6 protein-coding genes and 2 pseudogenes are annotated in these 10093 nt (G+C 66.7%); all 8 read left to right on the top strand.

Translation table 11 applies throughout. From position 1 onward, the window contains the following. Positions 1-188 (top strand): annotated as a pseudogene (locus WBB07_RS07210) (M56 family metallopeptidase); the annotation flags it as partial. A gap of 74 nt (positions 189-262) precedes the next feature. Next, positions 263-1720: an NADP-dependent phosphogluconate dehydrogenase gene (gene gnd, locus WBB07_RS07205; RefSeq protein ID WP_526306156.1), complete on the top strand. Its 1458-nt coding sequence runs from the start codon at positions 263-265 to the stop codon at positions 1718-1720. A 32-nt stretch (positions 1721-1752) separates the two neighbouring features. Continuing rightward, entirely contained in the window at positions 1753-3189 is a 1437-nt protein-coding gene (locus tag WBB07_RS07200; RefSeq protein WP_526306154.1) for a GuaB1 family IMP dehydrogenase-related protein, read from the top strand. Between the two features lie 218 nt (positions 3190-3407). Then, the gene (locus WBB07_RS07195) at positions 3408-4775 is read left to right on the top strand and encodes a CNNM domain-containing protein (protein ID WP_526306152.1); all 1368 of its coding nucleotides are present in this window, start codon (positions 3408-3410) and stop codon (positions 4773-4775) included. Then, positions 4775-5842 carry a CNNM domain-containing protein gene (locus WBB07_RS07190; protein ID WP_526306150.1) on the top strand — a complete coding sequence of 356 codons (1068 nt, stop codon included), beginning with the start codon at positions 4775-4777 and terminating at the stop codon, positions 5840-5842. Before WBB07_RS07195 ends, WBB07_RS07190 begins: the two co-directional genes overlap by 1 nt. 7 nt (positions 5843-5849) lie before the next feature. Continuing rightward, the gene (locus WBB07_RS07185; protein WP_526306149.1) at positions 5850-6731 is read left to right on the top strand and encodes a 3-methyladenine DNA glycosylase; all 882 of its coding nucleotides are present in this window, start codon (positions 5850-5852) and stop codon (positions 6729-6731) included. A 50-nt stretch (positions 6732-6781) separates the two neighbouring features. Continuing rightward, entirely contained in the window at positions 6782-8983 is a 2202-nt protein-coding gene (locus WBB07_RS07180; RefSeq protein ID WP_526306147.1) for a malate synthase G, read from the top strand. 81 nt (positions 8984-9064) lie between these two features. Beyond that, positions 9065-10093: pseudogene (locus WBB07_RS07175) on the top strand (hypothetical protein); the annotation flags it as partial.

The following is a 10093-nucleotide window of genomic DNA, read 5'->3' as shown; positions in this document are numbered from 1 at the left end:
CCCCCAAGGGCGCCCTGGCCGCCGGCGGACCCACCACCATCATCCGAGTGCGCCGGCTGGCCGGGCGGCCCAACAGCACCCCGCTGGCCGCCGTCGCCTACCTCAGCGCCGGGGCGATCCTGGTGGTGCCCACCATCGCGGTCGTGGTGCCCTGGCTACATGAGCTGCAGCGCCTGTTCTCCGCCTGATGCGACTAGGCTCTGCTCGAAACTGAACTCGTGCTCAATGCCGCTGCGCCGGAACGTCAACCGAAAGGGCTCTCATGACCCACTCCCCATCCACCGACGCCACCGCACAGATCGGGGTCACCGGCCTGGCCGTGATGGGGTCGAACATCGCGCGCAACTTCGCGCGGCACGGCTACACCGTTGCCCTGCACAACCGCTCGGTGGCCAAGACCGACGCCCTGCTCGCCGAGCACGGATCCGAGGGAAGCTTCGTACGCAGCGAAACCATCCCGGAATTCCTTGCCGCGCTGGAGAAGCCGCGCCGGGTCTTGATCATGGTCAAGGCGGGCGAGGCCACCGACGCCGTGATCAACGAACTCGCCGACGCCATGGAACCCGGCGACATCATCATCGATGGCGGCAACGCGCTCTACACCGACACCATCCGCCGGGAAAAGGCCATCCGCGAACGCGGCCTGCACTTCGTCGGGGCCGGAATCTCCGGCGGTGAGGAGGGGGCACTCAACGGCCCCTCGATCATGCCGGGTGGGCCTGCCGAATCCTATGAGAGCCTCGGCCCGCTGCTGGAGGAGATTTCGGCCCATGTCGACGGCGTGCCGTGCTGCACCCACATCGGGCCGGACGGCGCCGGACACTTCGTCAAGATGGTCCACAACGGCATCGAATACTCCGACATGCAGCTCATCGGCGAGGCGTACCAGCTGTTGCGCGACGGCCTGGGCAAATCCGCGCCCGAGATCGCCGATGTGTTCGAAGAGTGGAACAAGGGCGACCTGGACAGCTTCCTGGTGGAGATCACCGCCCAGGTGCTCCGGCAGGTCGACGCCAAGACCGGCACTCCCCTGGTCGACCTGATCCTCGACGAGGCCGAGCAGAAGGGCACCGGCCGCTGGACGGTGAAGTCGGCACTCGACCTGGGCGTGCCCGTCACCGGCATCGCCGAGGCGGTGTTCGCCCGCGCACTGTCGGGTTCGGTGGCCCAGCGCCAGGCCACCACCGGCCTGGCCTCCGGGGATCTCGGTGCCAAGCCGGCCGATGCCGCGCAGTTCACCGAGGACATCCGGCAGGCGCTGTATGCCTCGAAGATCATCGCCTACGCCCAGGGGTTCAACCAGATCCAGGCCGGATCGGCCGAGTACAACTGGGACATCACCCCCGGGGACATGGCAACCATCTGGCGCGGCGGCTGCATCATCCGGGCGAAGTTCCTCAACCGGATCAAGGATGCCTTCGACAACGACGCCGACCTGCCGAGCCTGATCGTCGACCCGTACTTCCGCGCCGCGATCGAGAATGCGATCGACAGCTGGCGCCGTGTGGTGGTCACGGCCACTGAGCTGGGAATCCCGATTCCCGGTTTCAGCTCGGCGCTGTCGTACTACGACGGGTTGCGCACCGAGCGACTGCCCGCCGCACTGACCCAGGGGTTGCGTGACTTCTTCGGGGCACACACCTATGGGCGTATCGACACCGACCGGACCAAGCGGTTCCACACCCTGTGGAGCGGCGACCGTACCGAGGTCGAGGCCTAACCAGCGGCGGGTCAGCGGTTACCCTGAGGTACGTGCAGTTCCTCGAAGGCCATCGGCCGCCGTATGACCTGACCTACGACGACATCTTTGTCGTCCCCAACCGCAGCGATGTCACATCGCGGTTCGATGTGGACCTGTCCACCTCGGACGGCACCGGCACCACGATCCCGGTGGTGGTCGCCAACATGACGGCCGTCGCCGGTCGCCGGATGGCCGAGACCGTCGCCCGCCGGGGCGGCATCGTGGTGCTGCCCCAAGATCTCCCGATCGAGGCGGTCCGCGAGTCCGTCGACTTCGTCAAAAGCCGTGACCTGGTTGCGGACACCCCGGTACAGCTGGCGCCGGAGGACTCGGTCTCGGATGCCACCGCTCTGATCCACAAACGCGCGCACGGTGCGGCGGTGGTGGTGCAGGCGGGCCGTCCCGTCGGGTTGATCACCGAAGCCGCCTGTGTCGGCATCGACCGATTCGCCCGGGTCCGCGATGTCGCGGCCACCGACTTCGTCACCGCACCGGTGGGCACCGACCCGCGCAAGGTCTTCGACCAGCTCGAACAGGCGCCGATCGGTGTCGCGGTCCTCACCAACACCGACGGCACCCTGGCCGGGGTCCTCACCCGGACCGGCGCCATCCGGGCCGGCATCTACACCCCGGCCGTCGACGCCGCCGGCCGGCTGCGGATCGCCGCGGCCGTCGGGATCAACGGTGACGTCACCGCCAAAGCCGCCGCCCTGGCCGAGGCCGGAGCCGACGTCCTGGTTGTCGACACCGCTCACGGTCACCAGATCAAGATGATCGAGGCCATCAAAGCGATAGCTGCCCTGGACCTCGGTCTGCCGTTGGCGGCGGGCAACGTGGTCTCGGCGGCCGGAACCCGCGATCTGCTCGAGGCAGGCGCCACCATCGTCAAGGTCGGCGTCGGCCCCGGCGCCATGTGCACCACCAGGATGATGACCGGTGTCGGACGACCCCAGTTCTCCGCAGTGCTCGAATGTTCATCTACCGCAAGAAAACTCGGCGGCCACGTCTGGGCCGACGGCGGTGTCCGGCATCCGCGGGACGTTGCGCTGGCGTTGGCGGCCGGTGCCTCCAACGTGATGATCGGATCCTGGTTCGCCGGCACCTATGAGTCTCCCGGCGACCTGATGCACGATCGCGATGACCGGCCCTACAAGGAGAGCTACGGCATGGCATCCAAGCGTGCGGTCGCCGCGCGCACCGCTGCCGACAGCGGCTTCGACCGGGCCCGCAAAGCGCTGTTCGAGGAAGGCATCTCCACGTCCCGGATGGCCCTGGACCCCGAACGCGGCGGGGTCGAGGACCTGTTGGACCACATCACCTCCGGGGTCCGCAGCACCTGCACCTATGTCGGCGCCGCCACCCTTGCCGAGCTCCACGACAAGGCGGTGCTCGGTGTGCAGTCGGCGGCGGGATTTGCCGAGGGACATCCCCTACCAGCAGGCTGGTGACGATCCTGGCAGTTAAACTGTGCGTCTCCGGGCGTCGCCCATCCGCGAAGCGGATGAGCCCGCGAGGTGAAGGAAAAGGAAAGGGAGTACGTGCCTCAGGCACCCAGTGACGCAGGCGTGGTCGCCGATCAAGACCACGTGGCCGAGGCGCAGGACGCCGAACCCTCCTCTAGACAGCCGGGCTCCGGGCCCGGCGCAACTTCGGCGGTGCCACAGCCATGAGTGTGTGGTTCACCGCCCTGTCCCTGCTGGCGATTCTGGTGCTCACAGCGGGGACAGCCCTGTTCGTGGCGGCCGAGTTCTCTCTCACCGCACTGGAACGCAGCACCGTCGACGCAAACGCCCGCTCCGGTGACCGTCGCGACCTCTTCGTTCAACGTGCCCATCGCACCCTGTCCTTCCAGCTGTCGGGCGCCCAGCTGGGCATCTCCATCACCACGCTGGGCACCGGTTACCTCGCCGAACCTGTGGTGGCGCGGTTGATCGCGCCTGGACTGCGCGCGATCGGCCTGCCGGAAAGCAGCATCGGCGGCATCGCGCTGGCCTTGGCACTGTTGATCGCCACCTCGATCTCGATGATCTTCGGTGAGCTGGTGCCCAAGAACCTGGCGGTGGCACTGCCGGTTCCCACCGCGCGAGTCGCTGCCGGCCCGCAGTTGCTGTTCTCGATGTTGCTGAAGCCGGCCATCAAAGCCACCAACGGGTCGGCGAACTGGATCTTGCGGCGGATGGGAATCGAACCGGCCGATGAGCTGGCTTCGGCCCGCTCCCCGCAGGAGCTGGTGGCGCTGGTGCGCAACTCGGCGCGCCACGGTTCGCTGGACGCATTGACCGCCACTCTGGTGGATCGATCACTGCGGTTCGGTGAGCTCAGCGCCGAGGAATTGATGACCCCGCGGTCGAAGATCGTCGTGCTGGAAGCGCACAACACCGTCGCCGACCTGGTGGCGCTCGCCGCCGAAACCGGCTACTCGCGGTTCCCGATCGTCGACGGTGACCTCGACCAGACGATCGGCCTGGTCCACATCAAGCAGGTCTACGAGGTGCCTCGGGCGCAACGGCCGTCCACCAGGCTTTCGGCCCTGGTGCAACCGGTCGCGGTTGTCCCGTCCACGCTCGACGGTGACGCCGTGTTCGCGCAGATCCGCGGCAACGGCCTACAGACCGCTCTGGTGGTCGACGAGTACGGCGGTACCGCAGGGATGCTCACTGTCGAAGACCTCATCGAAGAGATCGTCGGGGACGTCCGCGACGAGCATGACGACGCCACACCCGACGTCATCGAAGCCGACGGAAGCTGGACGGTGTCGGGCCTGCTGCGCATCGACGAAGTGGCTTCGGCCACCGGATACCGGGCACCCGAGGGTGAGTACGACACCATCGGCGGGCTGGTTTTGCAGGAGCTCGGTCGCATTCCCCAGGCCGGTGACACCGTGGAGTTGCGGGCATTCGACCCCGACGGTGCGCTCGACGAACCGATCCGGTGGCGGGCCACGGTGGTGGCGATGGACGGGCGACGTATCGATCAGCTGGAACTCACCGAGTTGGATCCGCAGACCGGTGAAGACAGCGGAGGAAAGCGCTGATGGGTAGCGACATTTTCGGAGTGCTGCTGACCGTGGCGCTGCTGGCCGCGAACGCATTTTTTGTCGGATCGGAGTTTGCGCTCATCTCGGCGCGCCGGGACCGGCTCGAGGCGCTGGCGGAACAGGGCAAGAAGAGCGCGGTCACGGTCATCAGAGCCGGTGAGCAACTGTCCCTGATGCTGGCGGGCGCCCAACTGGGCATCACCATCTGCTCGATCCTGCTGGGCCGGGTGGGCGAGCCCGCGGTGGCGCACCTGCTCGAAGAGCCGTTCGGGCTGCTCGGCATCCCCGACGCCGTGCTGCACACTGTGTCGTTTTTTGTCGCGTTGGGTGTGGTGGTCACCCTGCATGTGCTGCTGGGCGAAATGGTGCCGAAGAACATCGCGATCGCGGGTCCCGAATCGACTGCCATGCTGCTGATTCCGGTGTACCTGGTGTACGTGCGTGCGGTCAGACCGCTGATCGCGTTCTACAACTGGTGTGCCAACATCACCCTGCGCGCCTTGCGGGTCGAGCCCAAAGATGAACTCGACATCACCGTCTCCACGGTCGAATTGTCGGAGATGATCGCCGAATCGGTCTCCGAGGGTCTGCTGGACCCCGAGGAACACACCCGATTGACCCGGGCGTTGCAGATCCGCACCCGGGCGGTGTCCGATGTTGCGGTGCCGCTGGCCGAGATCCGGGCGATCCCGGTTGCCGCCGCCGGTTCGGGGCCGACGATCGGTGCCGTCGAGGAGGCGCTGATCCAGACCGGCTACTCCCGCTTCCCGGTTGCCGGTGTCGACGGTATCTATGTCGGCTATCTGCACATCAAGGATGTGCTCGCGCTCAGCGACGACCCCGACACGGTGGTGGATCTGTCGTTGGTGCGGCCGCTTCCGCACGTGCCCGAACGGTTACCGCTGCCGGATGCGTTGTCGCGGCTGCGCCGGACCAACAGCCACCTGGCGCTGGTGACGATGGGCGAGGGCGGCCCGACGGCTCCGGTGGTTGCCATGGTGGCGCTCGAGGACCTGGTGGAGGACCTGGTGGGCACCGTGCGCGACGGGACTCACCGTGTCTGATTGCGCCGTGACCCAGGGGCCGGCGGTGTTGGACGAGCAGGATTGGTCCGCCCGGGCGACGGCACATCGAGACCGGGCCGAGAAATTCCTGGCTCCGCACCGGCGCCGGGCTTCGGCCGGAGAAGCGCATCCGGTGTGGGACTTCCTGTTCACCTACTACAGCTTGCGGCCTCGCCAGGTAGCCCGCTGGCATCCTGGCTACGGTGTGGTGCTGACCGGCCCACCAGCGCAGCGCTACCTGGACCGCGCCGGCTACGGCCCCCACCCGGACGGGGTGACGGTGACCGCAGACCATCTGCGGGCGCGTTTCGGGACAATCGAATTCATCTCGACGCTGCTGACCTCCACACAGAGCCGGCCTCCGCAGCTGAATTGCTTTGGGCTGCATGAGTGGGCGATGGTCTACCGCTCTGCCGATGTCCGCCATGGTGGGGTGCCGTTGCGCCTGGGTGCTGCGGGCACCGACGCGGTGGTGGAAGCGTTGCCGCTGCGCTGTACACACTTCGACGCCTACCGCTTCTTCACCCCCGAGGCCGCTCCGAGGAACAACGTCGCGCTCACCCGCGAGACGCAGGTCGACCGGGAACAGCCGGGATGCCTGCACGCCGGGATGGATTTGTACAAATGGGTCGCCAAACTCGGACCGCTGATCGAGTCCACTTTGCTGCTCGACTGCCTTGACCTGGCCGCCGAGGCCCGCGAGCTGGATATGCGCGCCAGCCCATACGACCTGACCCGGTACAATTTTGCACCGATTCGAATCGAGGACGCAGCGGGTCGCGCCGAGTACGTACGTTGCCAGAGCTTGGTGGCGCAACGCGCGGAAACGCTGCGGACTACGCTGCGAGAGCGCTGTGACCTGCTCCTCATGGCCGGACACCGGACATGACGCAGGTTACTGACGGGTACGATGTGTTGATTGCCGGCCAAGGAGGACCAATGACTGAGCGTGTGACCGTGGGCAATCTGCGGGTCGCAAAGGTGCTGCACGACTTCGTGAACAACGAAGCGTTGCCGGGCACCGACCTGGACCCCGATAGCTTCTGGGCAGGCGTGGACAAGGTCATCACCGATCTGGCGCCGCAGAACGAACAGTTGCTGGCCCGCCGCGACGAGCTGCAGGCCCAGATCGACAAGTGGCATCGGCACCACGTCATCGAGCCGCACGATCCCGAGGCCTACAAGGCGTTCCTCACCGAAATCGGTTATTTGCTACCGGAACCCGACGATTTCACCATCAGCACCTCCGGCGTCGACCCGGAGATCACCTCCACCGCCGGACCCCAGCTGGTGGTTCCCGTGCTCAATGCACGATTTGCGCTCAACGCCGCCAACGCGCGGTGGGGTTCCCTCTACGACGCCTTGTACGGCACCGATGTGATCTCCGAGGAGGACGGCGCCGACAAGGGTTCCGGCTACAACCGGGTTCGCGGCGACAAGGTCATCGCCTACGCCCGGAAATTCCTCGACGACACCGCACCCTTGAACTCCGGGTCGTGGACCGAGGCCACCAAACTCAGCGTCGCCGACGGCGCGCTGGCGGTGACCCTGGGCGAAGACCAGACGGCGTCGCCGGCCACTGCCGAGCAGTTCGCCGGCTACACCGGTGAGGCCGAGGCGCCGACCTCTGTTCTGCTGGTGAATCACGGCCTGCACATCGAGATCGTGATCGACGCCGAATCGCCCATCGGGTCGACGGATCCGGCGGGCATCAAAGACGTCACCCTGGAGTCTGCGATCACCACGATCATGGACTTCGAGGACTCGGTCGCCGCCGTCGATGCCGAGGACAAGGTGCTCGGCTACCGCAACTGGCTCGGCCTCAACCGTGGCGACCTGGCCGAAGAGGTCAGCAAGGGCGGCAAGACGTTCACCCGGGTGCTCAACGGCGACCGCACCTACACCCGTCCGGACGGGTCGGAGCTGACCCTGCCCGGACGCAGCCTGCTGTTCGTCCGCAATGTCGGTCACCTGATGACCAACGACGCCATCCTGTGTCGCGGTTCGGCCGACGAAGAGGTCGAAGCTCCCGAGGGAATTCTGGATGCCCTGTTCACCAGCCTGATCGCGGTGCACGGCCTCAAGGAAACCGACGGGAACGGCCCGCTGCAGAACAGCCGCACCGGCTCGATCTACATCGTCAAGCCGAAGATGCACGGCCCCGACGAGGTGGCGTTCACCTGCGAGCTGTTCAGCCGCGTGGAAGACGTGCTGGGACTCCCGCAGGGCACCATCAAGGTCGGCATCATGGACGAGGAGCGCCGCACCAGCGTCAACCTCAAGGCGTGCATCAAGGCTGCCGCCGACCGGGTGGTGTTCATCAACACCGGATTCCTCGATCGCACCGGCGACGAGATCCACACCTCCATCGAGGCCGGTCCCATGGTGCGCAAGGGCACCATGAAGGCCCAGCCGTGGATCAAGGCCTATGAGGACGCCAACGTCGACATCGGGCTGGCAGCCGGATTGTCCGGTAGGGCCCAGATCGGCAAGGGGATGTGGGCGATGCCCGACCTGATGGCCGACATGATCGAGCAGAAGATCGGTCAGCCCCGGTCCGGCGCCACCACCGCCTGGGTGCCTTCCCCCACCGCGGCCACCCTGCATGCGCTGCACTACCACCAGGTCGATGTGTTCGCCGTCCAGAAGGAACTGGAAGGCAAGCCCCGAACCACCATTGACGAGTTGCTCACCATTCCGCTGGCCGACTCGTCGTTGAAGTGGTCTTCGGACGAGATCCACCAGGAAGTCGACAACAACTGCCAGTCCATCCTCGGCTACGTGGTGCGCTGGATCGACGACGGTGTGGGCTGTTCGAAGGTGCCCGACATCCATGATGTTGCTCTCATGGAAGACCGCGCGACCCTGCGCATTTCGAGTCAGTTGCTGGCCAACTGGCTGCGCCACGGGGTGATCACCGCCGAGGATGTCCGCGCCAGCCTGGAGCGGATGGCACCGGTGGTCGATCGGCAGAACAGCGGCGACCCCGCCTACCGGCCGATGGCACCTGATTTCGACGCCAGCATCGCGTTCCTGGCCGCCCAGGAATTGATCCTCGAAGGTGCCGCTCAGCCCAACGGGTACACCGAGCCGATCTTGCATCGCCGCCGTCGCGAATTCAAAGCAGCCGCTGCTCAGTGACTACACTCGTCGCCGGGTTCCTTCGCGTACGGGCGGGAGCCGGGCGGAGGAGAGGTTCGCGAGTGTTGGTCGGGTCCAGTCGTGGGTAGGCACAGCAAGCCCGGGGACAACGACGATGTCCGGGGTGACGACGCCCGGGATGACGCCTTGGGTGATGTCCCGGGCAGCGATGTCCCGGGCGAGTACTCGGATTCCTCCGAGTACAACGAGCAGGATCCGGAGCACTCCCCCGGTCCGGGATTCTTCCGCCCCGGCTATCCGGATGCCGACGACGACCCGGATGCCAGATATCGGGCCGAACCCACCTTCAGCGAGGCCGACCCCGATCCGCTTCCGCCACTTCCGACGGGGAACCAACCTCCCGCGGACGAGAACCAGACCGCCGCGATCCGGCGGTCACAGGATCGCCCGGAGTACCAGGGTGGGCACCGCAACGACGGCGAATGGACCGGCAGCCACCGGACCGTGGCACCGGGGCGACGTGGGGTGAGCGTCGGTGTGATCGCCGCACTCATCACCGTGGTTGTGGTGGTCGCCGCGGTCATCCTGTGGCGGTTCTTCGGCGATGCCCTGTCCGACCGGTCGGCGACCGCAGCCGGGCGCTGCCTGGAAGGTGAGCTCACGGTCGCGGTACTGGCCGACCCGGCGATCGCCGGTCAGCTCGAGACATTTGCCGAGAAGTTCAACGGATCTGCCAGCCCCGTCGGCGATCACTGCATCGCGGTAGCCGTCAAAGCTGCCGACTCCGATGCTGTGATCAGCGGATTTTCCGGGGAATGGCCCACCGATCTGGGCGACAAGCCGGCGCTGTGGATCCCCGGTAGCTCGGTGTCCACCGCCCGCCTGCAGGCCGCCGCGAATCCCTCGATGGTCACGGCCGCCAACTCCCTGGTGACCTCCCCGGTGATGCTTGCGATTCGTCCGGAGCTCAGCCCGGCGCTGGCTGACCAGTCGTGGCGCACGCTGCCAGGGCTGCAGTCCAACCCGAATGCGCTTGATGACCTGAATCTGCCCGGGTGGGGCTCCCTGCGGCTGGCTTTGCCCACCGCCGGTGACAGCGATGCGGGCTACCTCGCCGCGGAAGCGATCGCGGCGGCATCCGCCCCGAAT

This window comes from Mycobacterium sp., assembly GCF_049647605.1.
Taxonomy (GTDB): Bacteria; Actinomycetota; Actinomycetes; order Mycobacteriales; family Mycobacteriaceae; genus Mycobacterium.
Note: the sequence above shows the minus strand (reverse complement) of the source record. Positions and strands in the feature narration are given on the sequence as shown.